Source organism: Streptomyces sp. TP-A0356 (genome assembly GCF_001417775.1).
In the GTDB taxonomy this organism is placed as follows: domain Bacteria; phylum Actinomycetota; class Actinomycetes; order Streptomycetales; family Streptomycetaceae; genus Streptomyces.
This window is the reverse complement of sequence record NZ_BBZJ01000021.1, coordinates 357,248-373,604: the sequence shown is the minus strand read 5'-3', so window position 1 is coordinate 373,604 and position 16,357 is coordinate 357,248. Positions and strand designations below refer to the sequence as shown.

General features: G+C 71.1%; 14 protein-coding genes. 5 read left to right on the top strand and 9 right to left on the bottom strand.

Annotated features, from left to right (window positions below):
* Positions 1 to 20: 20 nt before the first annotated feature.
* Positions 21 to 1,241: an amidohydrolase gene (locus ASC56_RS22595; protein ID WP_055493310.1), complete on the bottom strand. Its 1,221-nt coding sequence runs from the start codon at positions 1,239 to 1,241 to the stop codon at positions 21 to 23.
* A gap of 442 nt (positions 1,242 to 1,683) precedes the next feature.
* Between ASC56_RS22595 and ASC56_RS22590 the strand changes: the two genes are divergently transcribed.
* Positions 1,684 to 2,349, top strand: coding sequence for a class I SAM-dependent methyltransferase (locus tag ASC56_RS22590; RefSeq protein ID WP_055493309.1), 666 nt, complete (start codon positions 1,684 to 1,686; stop codon positions 2,347 to 2,349).
* Between the two features lie 13 nt (positions 2,350 to 2,362).
* Here ASC56_RS22590 and pstB read toward each other — a convergent pair whose 3' ends face one another.
* The 6 genes from pstB to ASC56_RS22560 all read right to left on the bottom strand — a co-directional run bounded on the left by pstB (position 2,363) and on the right by ASC56_RS22560 (position 9,231).
* Positions 2,363 to 3,187 carry a phosphate ABC transporter ATP-binding protein PstB gene (gene pstB, locus ASC56_RS22585; RefSeq protein WP_055493393.1) on the bottom strand — a complete coding sequence of 275 codons (825 nt, stop codon included), beginning with the start codon at positions 3,185 to 3,187 and terminating at the stop codon, positions 2,363 to 2,365.
* Positions 3,188 to 3,318: 131 nt separating this feature from the next.
* Entirely contained in the window at positions 3,319 to 4,194 is an 876-nt protein-coding gene (locus ASC56_RS42830; protein ID WP_267887632.1) for a sortase, read from the bottom strand.
* A 189-nt stretch (positions 4,195 to 4,383) separates the two neighbouring features.
* Complete coding sequence (locus tag ASC56_RS22575; protein ID WP_055493307.1) at positions 4,384 to 5,565, bottom strand: hypothetical protein; 1,182 nt, start codon at positions 5,563 to 5,565, stop codon at positions 4,384 to 4,386.
* Between the two features lie 26 nt (positions 5,566 to 5,591).
* Positions 5,592 to 6,530: an N-acetylneuraminate synthase family protein gene (locus tag ASC56_RS22570; RefSeq protein WP_055493306.1), complete on the bottom strand. Its 939-nt coding sequence runs from the start codon at positions 6,528 to 6,530 to the stop codon at positions 5,592 to 5,594.
* A 14-nt stretch (positions 6,531 to 6,544) separates the two neighbouring features.
* Positions 6,545 to 7,846 carry an N-acylneuraminate cytidylyltransferase gene (locus tag ASC56_RS22565; protein ID WP_055493305.1) on the bottom strand — a complete coding sequence of 434 codons (1,302 nt, stop codon included), beginning with the start codon at positions 7,844 to 7,846 and terminating at the stop codon, positions 6,545 to 6,547.
* Between the two features lie 41 nt (positions 7,847 to 7,887).
* Entirely contained in the window at positions 7,888 to 9,231 is a 1,344-nt protein-coding gene (locus ASC56_RS22560) for a DUF6716 putative glycosyltransferase (RefSeq protein WP_055493304.1), read from the bottom strand.
* Between the two features lie 198 nt (positions 9,232 to 9,429).
* Between ASC56_RS22560 and ASC56_RS22555 the strand changes: the two genes are divergently transcribed.
* From ASC56_RS22555 to ASC56_RS22540, 4 genes are all read left to right on the top strand, one after another.
* On the top strand, positions 9,430 to 10,407 hold the full coding sequence (locus ASC56_RS22555; protein ID WP_055493303.1) for a glycosyltransferase family 2 protein: 978 nt from the start codon (positions 9,430 to 9,432) through the stop codon (positions 10,405 to 10,407).
* Complete coding sequence (locus tag ASC56_RS22550; RefSeq protein WP_055493302.1) at positions 10,404 to 11,738, top strand: alpha-2,8-polysialyltransferase family protein; 1,335 nt, start codon at positions 10,404 to 10,406, stop codon at positions 11,736 to 11,738. The genes ASC56_RS22555 and ASC56_RS22550 overlap by 4 nt, the downstream gene beginning before the upstream one ends.
* On the top strand, positions 11,735 to 12,880 hold the full coding sequence (locus ASC56_RS22545; protein ID WP_055493301.1) for an acyltransferase: 1,146 nt from the start codon (positions 11,735 to 11,737) through the stop codon (positions 12,878 to 12,880). The genes ASC56_RS22550 and ASC56_RS22545 overlap by 4 nt, the downstream gene beginning before the upstream one ends.
* 105 nt (positions 12,881 to 12,985) lie before the next feature.
* A complete protein-coding gene (locus tag ASC56_RS22540; protein WP_055493300.1) occupies positions 12,986 to 13,909 on the top strand; it encodes a class I SAM-dependent methyltransferase in 924 nt (307 codons plus the stop codon).
* 34 nt (positions 13,910 to 13,943) lie between these two features.
* Here the strand turns inward: ASC56_RS22540 and leuE are convergent, their stop codons facing one another.
* Both leuE and ASC56_RS22530 read right to left on the bottom strand, forming a co-directional pair.
* Positions 13,944 to 14,597 (bottom strand): leucine efflux protein LeuE, encoded by a 654-nt coding sequence (gene leuE / locus ASC56_RS22535; RefSeq protein ID WP_055493299.1) that lies wholly within the window; start codon positions 14,595 to 14,597, stop codon positions 13,944 to 13,946.
* Between the two features lie 102 nt (positions 14,598 to 14,699).
* On the bottom strand, positions 14,700 to 16,280 hold the full coding sequence (locus ASC56_RS22530; RefSeq protein ID WP_055493298.1) for a methylmalonyl-CoA mutase: 1,581 nt from the start codon (positions 16,278 to 16,280) through the stop codon (positions 14,700 to 14,702).
* Positions 16,281 to 16,357 lie beyond the last annotated feature (77 nt).

The window sequence follows — 16,357 nt, the reverse complement described above, 5'->3', positions numbered from 1 at the left end:
CCTTCCGGCCATCCCGGGCCCTAGCGCTCCGCGTCCAGCAGCGCCGCCGCCGTGAACAGTTCCACGCCGACCGTGATGGCGTGCTCGTCCACGTCGAAGTCGCCCTGGTGGAGGTCGCGGACGGTCCGCTCGCCGGGCCTGCGGACGCCGAGACGGGCCATGGCGCCGGGCACGTGCTCCAGGTACCAGGAGAAGTCCTCGCCGCCGAGGCTCTGTTCGGTGTCCTCGACCGACGGGGCACCGCGGCGCGCGGTCATGGCGTCGCGCAGCAGTTCGGTGACGACCATGTCGTTGACGACGGGCGGCACTCCGCGGATGTAGTTGATCTCGGACTTCGCCCGGTACAGGTTCGCGATCTCGTCGATCGCCGCGTGCACCAGGTCGGGCGCCTGCCGCCAGGCGTCCAGGTCCAGGCAGCGTACGGTCCCGGAGAGTTCGGCGTGCTGCGGGATGACGTTCGGGGCGTGCCCGGACTCGATGCGTCCCCAGGTGACCCCGAGGCCGCTGCGGGCGTCGACGCGGCGCGCGACCAGCGACGGCACCTCGGTGGCGACGCGCGCGACCGCCGTGACGAGGTCGGTGGTGAGATGGGGCCGCGCGGTATGGCCGCCCGGGCCGTCGAGCGCGACCTCCAGCCGGTCACAGGCGGAGGTGATGGGGCCGTGCCGCAGCCCGATGCGCCCCGCGTCGACCCTGGGGTCGCAGTGCACGGCGATGATCCGTCCGACGCCGTCGAGGACACCGGACTCGATGGCGTCGGCGGCACCGCCCGGGAGGACCTCCTCGGCGGGCTGGAAGACCAGCCGCACCGGCTGCGGAAGCCGCCCCTGGCGGTGCAGCTCGGCGAGGACGAGCCCGGCGCCGAGGACGACCGTGGTGTGCACGTCGTGTCCGCAGGCATGGGCCCGGTCGGGCACGGTGGAACGGTAGGCGCAGTCGGCCTTGGTGTCCGGGATGGGGAGCGCGTCGATGTCGGCGCGCAGCGCGAGCATGGGGCGTACGCCGTCCCGGTCGCCGATGTCACAGAAGAGGCCGGTGCCGGTGTCGAGCACGCGCGGAGCGAGTCCCGCCTGCTCAAGGCGGCCCTTGATCGCGGCGGTCGTGCGGAACTCCTGGTTGCCGAGTTCCGGGTGCATGTGCAGGTCGCGGCGGAAGGCGACGAGTTCGGCGCGCAGCGCCTCGGGCAGCGCGCCGGGGAGCACCGCGTCCCCGGGGTGATCGGCCTCGGACTCTCGGGACATCAATTGGTTCACCCTTTGAAGGGTAGGGCGATCGGGCGGCCGATCTCCCCTCGATCAACAAAACTTCAGCCCGACAGAGGAGGAAAAGGTGGCCGCACGCCGCATGGCCGGCGGTGGGGGTGGGTAAACTCGCCCGTCTTCCGGGCGACGGGATCCTGAGGAGGCGGGTCCGCCGGGGTGACCGCGGATCCGTCCCGGCGTCCGTCGAGGCACCCGGTGATCCCTGCACGGGACCGCTCCCGTGTCGAGGGCCCGTCGGGGGAACGCCCGGTGGGCCCGAGGCATTCCCCTGCCTCACGGATACCACGCCGCGCCGCCGTGCCGCCGCCCCGGAAACGTCGCGGTTCGCCCCGGTGCCGTGGCCGACGCCCACATGGCGCGGGGATGAACCCTTCGGCAGCCGCCCCCGCCCCCTGCACCCAGCCGGGTAACGTGCACCACCGTGAACGCCGAGGACCCGGACTTCATACGGACCGCCCGGGCGTCGTACGACGCCATGGCCCCCGACTACGCCGCGCACGTCCCCGACGGCCTGGCGGCCCGCCCCGTGGACCGCGCCCTGGTCACCGCCTTCGGGGACCTGGTGCGGGCGCAGGGCACCGCGCCCGTCGCCGACCTGGGCTGCGGCCCCGGCCATGTCACGGCGAGACTGGACGCCCTCGGCGTGCCGGTGTTCGGCGTCGATCTGTCCCCGCGCATGGTGGCCCTGGCCCGGCGCACCCATCCCGGACTCCGCTTCCATGTGGGCACGATGACCGCCCTGGACCTGCCGCCGGAGACGCTGGGCGGCATCGCGGCGCTGTACTCGGTCACCCATGTGCCGCGGGAGCACCTGCCCGCGCTGTTCGCCGAGTTCCGCCGGGTCCTGGTGCCGGGCGGCCACGCTCTCGTGGCCTTCCGGACGGGCGACGACGACCACCAGCACCTGACGGAACGCTTCGGACACGAGTTGGCCCTGGACTGCTACTGGTACGGCGCTGCCACGATCAGCACGCTGCTGGCCGAGGCGGGCCTGCACCCGCGGGCCCGGACGCTGCTGGAGCCGGAGGGCGACGGGAAACGGCAGCGGGCGTTCCTGCTGGCCCGCAAGCCGCCGAGGGAGGGCTGAGGCCGCCGGAGGTTCAGCCGAAGCGGCCCGCCACGTAGTCCGCCGTGCGCGTGTCCTTCGGCGTGCCGAAGATGTCCTCCGTCGGGCCGTGTTCCACGATGCCGCCGGGGGTGCCCTGCTCGGCGAGGAAGAAGGCGCACCGGTGGGAGACGCGGGCCGCCTGCTGCATGTTGTGGGTGACGATCACGACCGTCACCTGGCCGACGAGTTCCTGGATCGTCTCCTCGACGCGGCGGGTGGAGGTGGGGTCGAGCGCCGAGCACGGCTCGTCCATGAGCAGCACCCGGGGACGTACGGCCAGGGCGCGGGCGATGCACAGACGTTGCTGCTGGCCGCCGGAGAGCGCGCCGCCGGGCTGGCGGAGACGGTCCCTGACCTCCTTCCACAGGCCCGCGCGGGTCAGGGACTCCTCGACCAGTTCGTCCTTGGTGCGACGGCTCACCCGCGTGCCCGTCAGACGCAGGCCCGCCACCACGTTGTCGTAGATGGACATGGCGGGGAAGGGGTTGGGCTTCTGGAAGACCATGCCGATACGGCGCCGGGCGTCCGTCAGGCGTCGCTCGGGGGCGTAGATGTCCTCGCCCTCGAAGAGCACCTCTCCCGCGAGCGCCGCCGCGGGGATGAGCTCGTGCATGCGGTTGAGGGTGCGCAGGAACGTCGACTTGCCGCAGCCGGAGGGGCCGATCAGGGCGGTGACCTGACCGGCGGGCATCGTCAGGGAGACCCGGCTGAGCACCTGGTGGCTGCCGAACCAGGCCGAGACCCCGCGGGCTTCGAGGGTGGCGGGAGCGGTCGTGGCCCCCGCCGGGACGGGCGGAGCGGCCGGGACGGCGGGCAAGGGGGCGGTGTCCGTCAGGAGAGCGGTGTCGGCCGCAGCGGCGGGGTGGGTCACAGGGGCGGTGTCGCCCAGGCGGGCGGTCGCGTCGGTCACGGCGGTTACCTCGGTTCGCGGCTGGTCTCGGAGGGCGGTCACAGCAGGTTGGGCAGCAGTTCGGTGGTGCGGGTGGCGACCTGGAGGCCCAGCACCGCGACGAGAGGGGCGAAGACGATCCATGTCTGGTGGCGGCCCCAGCGGTGCCGGCACCACACCGCGGCCACCGCGGCGGCCAGCAGCGCCTGAAGCCACATCACCAGCGGCCAGGGAACTCCGGAGGGGCGGGCCAGCGGCTGTTCGGACTCCGGCAGGGTGCCGGGGCGGATGACGGCCGCCGGCGTCTGGAAGGGCGCGGAGATCAGGTCGGCGTCGACGCGCAGGATGCCACCGGGCATGTAGCGCGGGCCGGTGGCCGTGACCAGCACCAGGCGGCCCTTGCCCGCGGCCACGGCGGCGGGCGCCGGGTCGCCGGCCCGTCGTACGCCGAGGATCCGGTACGTCGCCCGGCCCTGGCCGGTGGTCACCGTGACCGTGTCGCCCTGCGCGAGGCCCGCCAGCCCCCCGAACGGGCCGCCGTACGCGGCCGCGCGCCCCATCAGCACGCTGGTGCCGGCCTGCCCGGGCATCGGGGTGTCCCGGCGGTGGCCGGGACCGCCGGATCCGTCCCGGCCAGTTCCGCCGGAGCCGGATCTCTCCGCGTCAGGTCTGTCCGAATCCTGTCTGACCGAAGCGGATCCGTCCGAACCCGATCCGTCCGGGCGGGTCCTGTCCGAACCGGATCCGTCCGAGTCGGATCCGCCAGAGCCGGATCTCTCCGCGTCAGGTCTGTCCGAATCCTGTCCGTCCGAACCGGACCCGTCCGAACCGGACCCGTCCGAACCGGTCCCCTCCGAACCCGGTCTGTCCGAGCCAGATCTCTCCGCCTCAGATCTGTCCGGATCCCGTCTGCCGGACTCCTGTTGTGTGGCCACCACGTGTGGTCCCCCCACTGTGGAAATGAGTCTCCCCGCGCGGTTCCGATCGGCTCCGCGCGGGGAGATTCAATGGCCGGATCATGTCGGTCCGACGCGGGCCACATGGCCGATTTCTGAATGCCGCATGTCTGTTGCGTGCGTGGATTGTGAGACTCCCGAGTCCCGCGCGCCGGATGGTGCAGCGCGCTATCCCGGCGCCACCGACGACAACCGGTCCACGTCCCGGGCCGTGCCCGTCACCCCCGAGAGGAAGCCCTGTGCACGTGGTGAGGCGTGGTCCGTCAGCCAGGCGGGGTCGATGTCGCACACCGCGACGCGGACCTCCGTGCCGGCCAGCGCCAGGGGCAGGGTGTGGACGACCGTGGAGGGAAAGCTGAGGATCGTACGGCCGATCGGGCCGCGGCGAGCGATCAGTTCCAGAGGGAGGTCCGGGCGGACCACCTCCAGACCCGTCTCGGCCGCCAACCGGCGGAGCTTGTCGGGGCTTTCGCGCCGGTGGGCGAAGTAGCGACGCGCTCCGTGCGCCTTGGCGAGGCCCCGGACCGCATCCAGATAGCGCTCCCCGTCCACCACACCCGTCTCGACGAGCGACGTGCCCACCAGGTCCGCGCCCTTCGTCAGGCGCGGCGGGCCGAACCGGGAACGGGTCCACGCGAAGTCGTTCGCCGTGACCGTGACGCCCTCAGGGACCTCCTCGATCGGCATCGACGAGAAGACCTCCACCGTGTGCCGCTCGCTCGGCGCCAGCCGACGGCGCGCCCATGAGGCCACCGGGGCGAAGAGCAGGTCACGGGGGCCCGGACGGCCCCCCTTGCGATGCCAGCGCACCAGGCGTTCGCCACGGGCGAGTTGGGCGACGAACTCCATCGTCGCGGTGCCGTCGTCCACCACCACCAGCTCGCGGGCCCGGGTGATCGCCAGCAGCAGCTGTACGTAGCGGGAGAACGGGTCTCCCATCACCACCCGGTGGGCCCGGCGCAGCAGCGGGGCGAGGCCGCCGACCGTCTGGAAGGGCGCGGTCGTACCGCCCCGCGCCTCCTCCCAGCGGACCTCGTACCCCTCGTCGCGGGCCAGTTCCGCCATGCGGCGCAGCTGCCCGCGGGTCATCGGGTCGGTGGGCGACAGCACCACGAGGGTGATCCCCTCGCGCGCCGGGCGCCTGGGCGCCCCCGCACCGTCCACCGTCGTGCTCCCCGCCCCGGACCGCCGGCCACCCTGCGCGGGGATCGCCGCCACGCGCCCGGGCGCCGTGCCGCCCGGCGTGCGGTGGGCGTACGCGTGCGCCCACTCCAGCACGTTCAGGAGCTGTACCGGGCTCTCGACGAAGGCGAGGGTGGGGTGGCCGGCGGTTCCGGCGCGGGGGCTCATCGGCGTACGACCGTCCCGTAAGGCGCTCAGACCGACACCGGCTCACCGGCGGCCGCGGCGATCTCCGCCTCGGCGACCACACCGGCGACGCGGCGCAGCTTCTTCATCGGGCCGAGCTCGGAGTCGTAGACCTTCTTCACACCGTCGCCCAGGGACGCCTCGATGGTGCGGATGTCGCGGACGAGGCGCTGCAGGCCCTGCGGCTCCACGGAAGCGGCCTGGTCGGAGCCCCACATGGCGCGGTCGAGGGTGATGTGGCGCTCGACGAAGGTGGCGCCGAGGGCGACGGCGGCCAGCGTGGTCTGCAGACCGGTCTCGTGGCCGGAGTAACCGATCGGGACGTTCGGGTACTCCTTCTCCAGCGTGTTGATGACGCGGAGGTTCAGCTCCTCGGCCTTCGCCGGGTACGTCGACGTGGCGTGGCACAGCAGGATGTTGTCCGAGCCGAGGACCTCGACCGCGTGGCGGATCTGCTTCGCGGTCGACATACCCGTGGACAGGATGATCGTACGGCCGGTGGCGCGCAGGGCGCGCAGCAGCTCGTCGTCGGTCAGGGAGGCGGAGGCCACCTTGTGCGCCGGGACGTCGAACTTCTCGAGGAAGGCGACCGCCTCGGTGTCCCAGGGGGACGCGAACCAGGCGATGTCCTTCTCCCTGCAGTACTCGTCGATCTGACGGTACTCGTCCTCACCGAACTCCACGCGGTGGCGGTAGTCGATGTAGGTCATCCGGCCCCAGGGGGTGTCGCGCTCGATGTCCCACTGGTCGCGCGGGGTGCAGATCTCGGGGGTGCGCTTCTGGAACTTGACGGCGTCGCAGCCGGCCTCGGCGGCCACGTCGATCAGCTTGAAGGCGTTCTCCAGCTCACCGTTGTGGTTGATGCCGATCTCGCCGCAGATGTAGACGGGCTGACCGGGACCGGCGGTACGCGTACCGAACTGACGCAGACGGGAGTTGGTGCTCATGGGAGGGAGATTCCTTACTTGTCGAGGGAGTCGAGAGAGGGGCCGAGGATCCAGCTGGCGATCTCTCGGATCGCGCCGTCACCGCCGGGGACGGTGGTGACCGCGCGTGCGGCGCCGCGCACGACGTCGTGGGCGCTCGCGACCGCCACGGGCCAGCCGACGAGGCCGAAGCACGGGAGGTCGTTGACGTCGTTGCCGACGTAGAGCACGCGCTCAGGCGCGATGCCCTGCTCCTCGCACCACTGCTTCAGCGCGAGGTCCTTCCGGTCGATGCCGTGCAGGACCGGGATCTGCAGCTTCCGGGCTCTGGCGGCGACGACCGGGTTCTGCTCCGTGGACAGGATCAGCATCGTCAGGCCGCTCCTGCGCAGCGCGGCGATGCCGAGGCCGTCTCCGCGGTGCACGGAGACGAACTCCCGTCCGTCGGAGTCGATCAGCACCCTGTCGTCGGTCTGGGTGCCGTCGAAGTCGAGTACGACCGCGTCGATGTCGGCGCGGGTCGGGAGCGCTCCGGGCCTCGACGCGTCGAAGTGCGGTGCGAGGGCCCGGGCACGGGCCAGGTCGTGCGGGTCGTCGATCTCCAGCACGCGGGCCGGGTCGGTGCGCACGAGTTCGGTGCGGCCGAAGAAGCGGTGGCGGTGCTCGCGCAGCCCGGCCGCGTCCATGGCGTAGGCGGCGCCGGTCTCCAGCAGGTCCTGGGGGCGGTCCTGGCGGCGCGGACGGAACGACTTGTCGTGGTTGACGCCGTAGCCGCCGTCCGTGGCCGTCGAGTCGGCGAGGCGTGTGCCGCCTCCGACCTCGCCGCTGCGCTGCGACCCGATGACCGGAGCGGGCTCGTCCGCCGCGTCGCGCCAGATGAAGCCGTGGAAGGGGGCCACGGTCAGCGCCGTGTCCGCACGGTTCTCGACGACCGCCGCGGCCACGCCGTCGACGTCCTCGCGGACCAGGAACGGGCTGGTGCACTGGACCAGCAGCACCACGTCCACCGGGGAGCCGTGCAGCGCCTCGTGGACGTCCATGGCGTGCAGGACCGCGTCCTCGGAGGTGGCGGTGTCGCCGGCGATGGCGGCGGGCCGCAGCACGACCTCGGCGCCCGCCTCACGGGCGGCGGCGGCGATCGCCTGGTCGTCGGTGGAGACCACGACGTCGGTGACCAGCCGGGCGGCCCGGCACTCGCGCACCGCGCGGGCGACCAGCGGCACCCCGCCGACCGGGGCGAGGTTCTTCGCGGGCACGCCCTTGGAGCCGCCACGCGCGGGGATCACCGCGAGCACACGACGCACCGGCGCCGCCTGTCCCGCTTCCGGGTTGGACATGGGAGGTACTCCTTGGGGTCCTTGGCGTGGGATCCGCTCGCTCACAGCTCCCCCATCCGCCGGATCACGGGCGCCACGCGCTGCACTCCGTGGCGGTAGGCGCCGCGGGCCGCGCGGCGGACGATCTGGCGTACCGGGCCGGCCGCCTTGTCGGCGGCGGGTGCGCCGGGCAACGGGCTGCCGTCCGGGGCGAGGTGGTGACGGGCGAGGACGCCGGGCAGATAGCCGGGCGCGGTGACGGGGTTGTAGTAGGGGCTGAGCGGCGGGAGTTCACCGGCGGCGAGCAGTTCGGTGATGCGCCGGCGCGCCTCGTCGAAGGCGGTCGCGTACGAACCGTCGGGGGCGACGCCCTGCCGGGCCACCCACTCGGCGTCCGGTGTGGGCACGTGACCGGCGTCGAGCTGGTCCCAGGAGGTGAGGCAGCCGGAGCCCACGAAGTGGTGGTTGCCGAGGGCCTCGCGCACCCCGAGATCGGTCAGGACGACGGTGGGGACTCGGCGGTGCAGGGACTCCAGGGCGGCCGTCGAGCTGACGGTGACCAGCAGGTCGGCGTCGTCGAGGACCTCGCCCATGTTCCCGTACACGAGGCGGAAGTTGGCGGGCAGGTCCTGCCTCTGGGCCAGCTTCTGGTACGGCAGCTCCTCGATGTGCGTGGTGTGCTCGCCCGGCTTGGAGCGGAGCTTGAGCAGCACCTCGCGCTCGGGGCGCAGGCGCGCGTGCTGGATCAGCCGGTCCAGCAGGTAGGTACGGTCCTTGCGGCTCTCCGGCACGGAGGGCTGGGCGGCGAAGACGACCGTGTACGGGTCCTTCTTCTCGTAGGGGGCGCCGCCGAGGAAGGGCAGCGCGACCTCGGTCACCGACGAGGCGTCGGCGCCCACTCCCTCGTACACGGCCCGGAAGCGCTCGGCGTCCTGGCGGGAGTTGGCGAGGACGAGGTCCGCGCCGTGCCGCAGCAGCAGGCCGTCGGCGAGCTTCTCGTAGACGACGCCGACGTAGCCGGTGACGACCACGGGCCGGCGCGTGCGACCCTGCCAGGCGTGCGCGAGCCCGTGCAGCATCGCCTGGACGCCGCCGCCGACGAGGGCGAGGACAAGGACGTCGTACGTCTCCTTCGCCATCTCGCGCAGGAACTCGACGGCGGTGACCTCGCGCAGGGAGTCGGCGCGGATGCCGACCTCCGCGAGCTGGCGGGCGGTGGGGGTGGCGCGGCCCCGCAGAAGGAAGCCGTCGAGCCTTATGTCCGAATCAACCGTTTCAGGCGATTCGATGGGCTTCGTGAATTCCGTCGGCGAAATTCGGCTCGCGGTGAGCGCGCCCCACTTCCACCGGGTGTCGGAATCGGCTAGGACGGCGACCCGCAGGGACTTCGCGGTACTTGCTGGCACACCGAAGACGCTAGGAAGCGATTCCGATGCGCAGCCCAACCGGAATACAACAAAGGGTTAACAGCACCTCGCCGAATGGAGAATCGGGCCGCGAAATGCCTGTGAAACAGCTGGGTTCACTATTCCGCCACGCGTCGTTCACCCGGTATCAAGCCGACGGTCAAGACGAATGCCGGGCCGCCGCCTAACGTCAACGGCGTGGTCAAGCTCTCCGTCATCGTGCCGTTCTACAACGTGCAGCAATACGCGCCCGACACCCTGAAGAGTCTGCGTGCGAACGCGCGTGAGGACTTCGAATTCATTCTCGTCGACGACTGCTCGCGCGACGAGACCCCGGACATCCTCGCGCGCGCGGAGCGCGAGCTGCCAGGCGCGGTGTATGTCAGACACGAGAAGAACGGAGGGCTGGCTACCGCACGCAACACCGGAATCGACAAGGCACGCGGCGAGTACCTCACGTTCCTGGACGGGGACGACTGGCTCGCACCCGGCTATTATCCGCAACTCGTTGGTGCGATCGAGGAGTTGGGGTGCGACTTCGTGCGCACCGACCACGTCCAGTGCACGGCGCGGGCCCGCACCATCCACCGGGTGCCGCACGGCCGGCGCAGGGTGGTGATGAACCCGCGCGACGCGATCCTGCCCGCCGACCGCTCCACCTCGGTCGACTACGCCTATGCGTGGGCGGGCGTGTACCACCGTCGGCTGGTCGACCGCGGACTGCTGCACTTCACCGACGGACTGCGCACCGCCGAGGACCGGCCGTGGATCTGGAAGCTGCATCGACAGGCGGAGTCCTTCGCCACCGTGGGACTCATGGGAGTCTTCTACCGGCGCGGTGTCGCCTCCTCGCTCACCCAGATCGGTGATGTGCGACAGCTGGACTTCATTCGCGCGTTCGACCAGGTCGTTGCCGAAACCGCCGAGGACCGGGACGCCGAAGAGCTGCTTCCCAAGGCTGTGCGCACCTATTGCGCGATCATTTCTCACCATCTGGGATCCATCGAAAGGTTCGAGCCAGCGGTGGCACGGAAACTGAAGTCGATGAGTGCTGTCGCACTGCGGCGCATGCCGCAGGACGTGCTCGAAGATGCCCTCGAATCCATGGACATCGAGCGGGCCTCGCGCCTGCGTCGGCTGCGCCGTCGTCCCGCCTCCGCGGGGGTGGCCGCGTGACGACGCAGATCTTCCTGGCGTCGACGCTGTACGGCACGGCGACCCTGGCCGCGGCGCTGGACAGCGAGTGCTTCGCGCCCGCCGACCGGCGCATACTGCTGGTCTCCAACAACGCGGCGACGCCCGAGACCGCGCCCGCCCTGGACGAGATGCCCGGCTTCGCGCACCTGCGCGGCCGTTTCGACGACGTGATCTCCTGGAACGAGACCATCACCCCCTTCCACCCCGGCGGCTGGGCCCCGCGCCTGGACGACGTCCCGCTGTGGGAGCGGCACCTCAGGCTCGCCTGGAACCTCGGTGACGACGACATCGAACTGGCCGTCGAGTCGATCCAGGTCAACCCGGCGCTCGGCGTCTGCCAGATCTTCACCGGGGCGCCCGTCACGGTGTACGCGGACGGCCTGATGAGCTACGGCCCCACCCGCAACAAGATCGACCCGCTGGTCGGCACCCGGGTGGACCGCCTGCTCCATCTGGACCTGGTCCCGGGCCTCGAGCCGCTGCTGCTGACCGAGTTCGGCGTCGAACCGGAGATCGTGCCGACGGACGCCTTCGCCAAGGTCCTCACGGAACTGGAGGGCACCGGCGACGCGCTGCCCTCCGTCGAGGCCCCGGCGATGCTGCTCGGCCAGTACCTCTCGGCGCTCGACATCCTCACCGCCGAGGAGGAGGAGAACCTCCACGTACGGATGCTCAAGGGCGCGGTCGCGGTCGGGCACACCCGGGTGGTGTTCAAGCCGCACCCGACCGCACCGGCCCGCTGGTCGCGCATGCTGGAGAAGGAGGCGGAGAAGCTCGGCGCCGAACTGACGGTGCTGGACACGCCCGTCCTCGCCGAGGTCCTCTACCAGCGCATGCGTCCGGCGCTGGTCGTGGGCTGCTTCTCCACCGCCCTGCTCACCGCGTCCGCGCTCTACGGCCTCCCGGTCGCCCGCATCGGCACCGATACCCTGCTGAACCGCCTGACGCCGTACGAGAACAGCAACCGCGTCCCCGTCACGATCGTGGACGCGCTGCTGCCCGAGCTGAGCGCCCACGAGGCGGTCGCCGAACAGCGCCACGGCATGGACATCGAGAGCCTCAACGCACTGGTGCGCGCCGTGGGCTTCGCGATGCAGCCGAAGATCTACCCGAGTCTGCGCGGAGAGGCCGAGAGCTATCTGATGAACCATCTGAATCCGGACACCTGGCGGTACTTCAAACGACGGCGGCTCACCTCGCTGGCGCTGCCCGGCGGGATCCCCGTCCAGCTCGCGTTCATCCCGCGCAACGCGACCGTCCGCAGGGTCGTCCGCCGGGCCCGGTCCCTCAAGCGCGCCACACTCGGATGACCGCCGCCAGCACGGAGCTCCCGAAGCTCTCACCGGGAGTCGGCGCCCCCCGCACCCCTCCGGAGGCGCGGGGCAACCGCCCCGCGCCCCGGCTCCGCGCCCTCGACGGGCTGCGCCTGATCTGCGCCCTGATGGTCGCCGCCTACCACTACGGCGGCCGTGACGGAGAGGTCGCCCGCGCCTGGGGGGCCTCCCCCAGGGTCCAGTTCCCCACCGCGCACTCGTGGTTCGCGTTCGGCTGTCTGGGCGTACAGACGTTCTTCGTCATCAGCGGCTTCGTGATCTGCATGAGCGGCTGGGGCCGGCCCCTGAAGTCGTTCGTGGTCTCGCGTGCGGCCCGGCTGCTGCCCGCCTACTGGGCGGCGGTGATCCTGGTGGCGGCCGTGTTCGCGCTGCCATGGGTCCCGTACAAGGGGACCACCTTCAGCGACTTCCTGGTCAACCTGACGATGCTGCAGACCCCCCTCGGCGTGAACCGGGTGCTGGGCGTGTGCTGGACCCTGTGGGCGGAGGTCCGCTTCTACGCCCTCTTCGCGCTGTGCGTCGTCCTGCCGGGCGCCAACCGCCGGCGCATCCTGCTGTTCTGCGGGGGCTGGACACTCGCCGCGTCCATCTCGGCGACCGCGCACCAGCCGTTCCTGGACGCGGTGCTGATGCCGCAGTACGCATCCCTGTTCATCGGCGGCATCGGGCTCTATCTGCTGCACCGCAACCGCCGCGACGCGGCGGCGTGGCTCATCGTCGTCTTCAGCTGGCTGATCAGCCAGCACTACGCGGTCGCCGGCCTCTGGCACCCGGCGAACCCGCACTTCTTCTCCTACCGCCCGCAGTACGCGATCATCCTCGCCGTCACGTTCGGCTTCGTCGCCGTCGGAGCCGTCGCCCTCGGCGCGTTCGGCTGGGCGAACTGGCGCTGGCTCACCGTGGCCGGTGCCCTGACCTACCCGTTCTATCTGGTGCACGAGCACCTGGGCTGGGTCGTGCTCGGCGTCCTGCACCGCCGCCTGGGACTGCCGTCGTACGCCACCGTCGCCCTGACCGTCGCGGCGATGCTCCTGCTCGCCTGGGTCCTGTACCGCTTCGTCGAACAGCGCCTGGCACCGGTGCTGAAACGGTTGCTTACGGGCCCCAAGTCCCCCTGACCACCCCCACAGGACAGACCTCCCCACAGGACAGACCTCCCCACAGGACAGCCCCCCCCACAGGCCAGACCGTCCCCGCATCCGCAGATAGAGTGGCGCCCTCTCATGACTGCAGCGCACGACACCGTCCGGACCCCATACGAACTGGCTGACGTCCCCGGCTGGTTCCCCCACCTCGACCAGGTCCTCTTCGACTGGTTCCTCACCCACCAGGAGACCCATGCCGTGCGGGGTGACCTGCTGGAGGTCGGGGTGTACATGGGCAAGTCGGCCATCTTCCTCGGCCGCCACCTCCAGGAGGGCGAGGCCTACACGGTCTGCGACCTGTTCGAGGGCGAGGCCCCGGACGGCGCCAACCGGGCCGAGACGACGAAGTCCTACGCGGAGCTGACGCGGGAGGCCTTCGAGAGCAATTACCTGTCCTTCCACGACGAGTTGCCGCGGGTGCTCCAGGGCCCCAGCTCCATCGTCCCGGCCGAAGTGGCGCCCCGCTCCTGCCGGTTCGTGCATGTGGACGGCTCGCATCTGTACCAGCACGTACGCGACGACATTGGGGCGGCGCGGGAGGTGCTGCGGCCGGGCGGCATCGTCGCCCTCGACGACTTCCGCTCGGAGCACACGCCGGGCGTCTCCATAGCCGCCTGGGAGGCCGTGCTGAACCGGGGCCTGAACCCGGTCTGTCTCAGCGGCCAGAAGCTGTACGGCACCTGGGACGACCCGAAGGACCTCCAGGAGGACCTGCTGGAGATGGTGCGCGGGCGTGAGGACTGCTCGCTGAGCGTGCAGGACGCGGCGGGCCACCGGATCATACGGCTCAAGGGCAGGGGGATGGCGGCGCCCGCCTTCCCGCCCTCGCGGCACGTCAGGCCTTCGGCGCCCGAGCCACGGCCTCAGGCGCCGAAGGCGCGGCCGCAGGTGCCCGCCGCCGCCCGGCGCGGCGGACGGGCCCGCCGCATCGCCGTGGACCTGCTGCCGCCGGTGGTCACGCGCACCCTGCGCCGGGCGCGGAGCCGCCGGCGCACGAGCTGAGCGGGTCCGGTACGAACGCCCCCGGCGCCGGCGGCTACGCGCTGGCCAGCGACAGCTTCACCGCGAAGCCGAGGAAGAGGGCGCCGGCGGCCGAGGTGGCCCCCGCCGACAGCCGCTTGCGCCGCCGGAATGCCTCCGCCAGGCGGGTGCCGCTGAATATCAGCGCGCTCAGGTAGAGGAAGCTGGCGAGCTGGGCGAAGGCGCCGAGCACGACGAAGGAGAGGGCCGGGTAGGCGTATCCCGGGTCGACGAACTGCACGAAGAAGGCGACGAAGAAGAGGATCGCCTTCGGGTTGAACATGCTGATGACGAGGGCGCGGCGGTAGGGCCGCTCTTCGGTGACGGTGGCGGCGGCCGGTGCCTCCTCCACGGTCCTGTCCCGCCGCGTCCGCCACATGCCCCAGGCGGCCCGCAGCATGCCGATCGCCAGCCAGGTCAGATAGCCGGCCCCCGCGTACTTCACGATCCCGAACAGCAGGGCGTTCGCCTTGAGCAGGGAGGCGACTCCGGCCGCGGACAGCGTCATCAGCACGGTGTCCCCGCACCAGACACCGGCCGCGGCGGTGTACCCGGCCCGCACGCCGCGACGGGCGGCGACGGAGAGGACATAGAGGGAGTTGGGACCGGGCAGCAGGACGATCAGGACGAGTCCTGCCAGGTAGGTGGGGAGATCGATGACGCCGAACATGGAAAGGAGTGTCGCACGGGGGTACGACGCTCCGAGTCCGGGTTCCGGGCCGGGAGCGGGCGGATTCCGCCCCCGATCACCCGTTCGAAGGAGTTACCCAGGTCAGAAGACGTCCGACGGCACGTAGGTGCCCCAGACCTCGCGGAGTGCGTTGCACACCTCGCCCACCGTCGCGCGGGCCTTGAGGGCGTCCTTCATCGGATACAGAACGTTGTCCGTGCCCTCCGCCGCCTTCTTCAGGTCCGCCAGCGCCGCGTCCACCGCCGCCTGGTCCCGCTCCGCACGCAGCTTCGCCAGACGCTCGGCCTGCTGCGCCTCGATCGCCGGATCCACCCGCAGCGGCTCGTACGGCTCCTCCTCATCCAGCTGGAAACGGTTCACACCCACCACCACCCGCTCACCCGCGTCCGTCTCCTGCGCGATCCGGTACGCGTTCCGCTCGATCTCGCTCTTCTGGAACCCCCGCTCGATCGCCGCGACCGCACCCCCCAGATCCTCCACCTTCCCCATCAGCTCCAGCACCGCCGCCTCCACCTCGTCCGTCATCCTCTCGATGACATACGAGCCCGCGAACGGATCCACCGTCGCCGTCACATCCGTCTCAAACGCCAGCACCTGCTGCGTACGCAACGCCAGCCGCGCCGACTTGTCCGTAGGCAGCGCGATCGCCTCGTCGAAGGAATTCGTGTGCAGCGACTGCGTACCCCCCAGCACCGCAGCCAGCCCCTGCACCGCCACCCGCACCAGATTCACCTCCGGCTGCTGCGCCGTCAGCTGCACCCCCGCCGTCTGCGTGTGGAACCGCAACATCATCGACTTCGGATCCCTCGCCCCGAACTCCTCCCGCATCACCCGCGCCCAGATCCGACGGGCCGCACGGAACTTCGCGACCTCCTCCAAAAGCGTCGTACGCGCCACGAAGAAGAACGACAACCGCGGCGCGAAGTCGTCCACATCCATCCCCGCCGCCACCGCCGTACGCACATACTCGATCCCGTCCGCCAGCGTGAACGCGATCTCCTGCACCGGCGACGCCCCCGCCTCCGCCATGTGATACCCCGAAATCGAAATCGTGTTCCACTTCGGGACCTCGGCCCTGCAATACCGGAAGATGTCCGCGATCAACCGCAACGACGGCTTCGGCGGAAAGATGTACGTCCCCCGCGCGATGTACTCCTTCAGCACATCGTTCTGGATCGTGCCCGTCAGCTTCTCCGCGGCAACCCCCTGCTCCTCCGCCACCAGCTGATACAGAAGCAGCAACAACGCCGCCGGCGCGTTGATCGTCATCGACGTCGACACCCGGTCCAGCGGGATCCCCCCGAACAGCACCCGCATGTCATCCACCGAGTCGATCGCCACCCCCACCTTGCCCACCTCGCCATGCGCGATCGGCGCATCCGAGTCATGCCCCATCTGCGTCGGCAGATCGAACGCCACCGACAACCCCATCGTGCCGTTCGCGATCAACTGCTTGTACCGCGCGTTCGACTCCACCGCCGTACCAAAACCCGCATACTGACGCATCGTCCACGGACGCCCCGTGTACATCGACGGGTACACCCCACGCGTGAAGGGGTACGCCCCCGGCTCACCCAGCCTCTCGACCGGATCCCAGCCCTCGAGGACCTCCGGCCCGTACACCGGCTCGATGGGCAGTCCGGACTCCGACTCGCGCGCCATGGTGTGTGCCTCCGCGTTGCTTCGTTACTCGGCTTGGTGACCTGGCGTGGTGACCTGGCTTGGTTACTCGCCAGTAC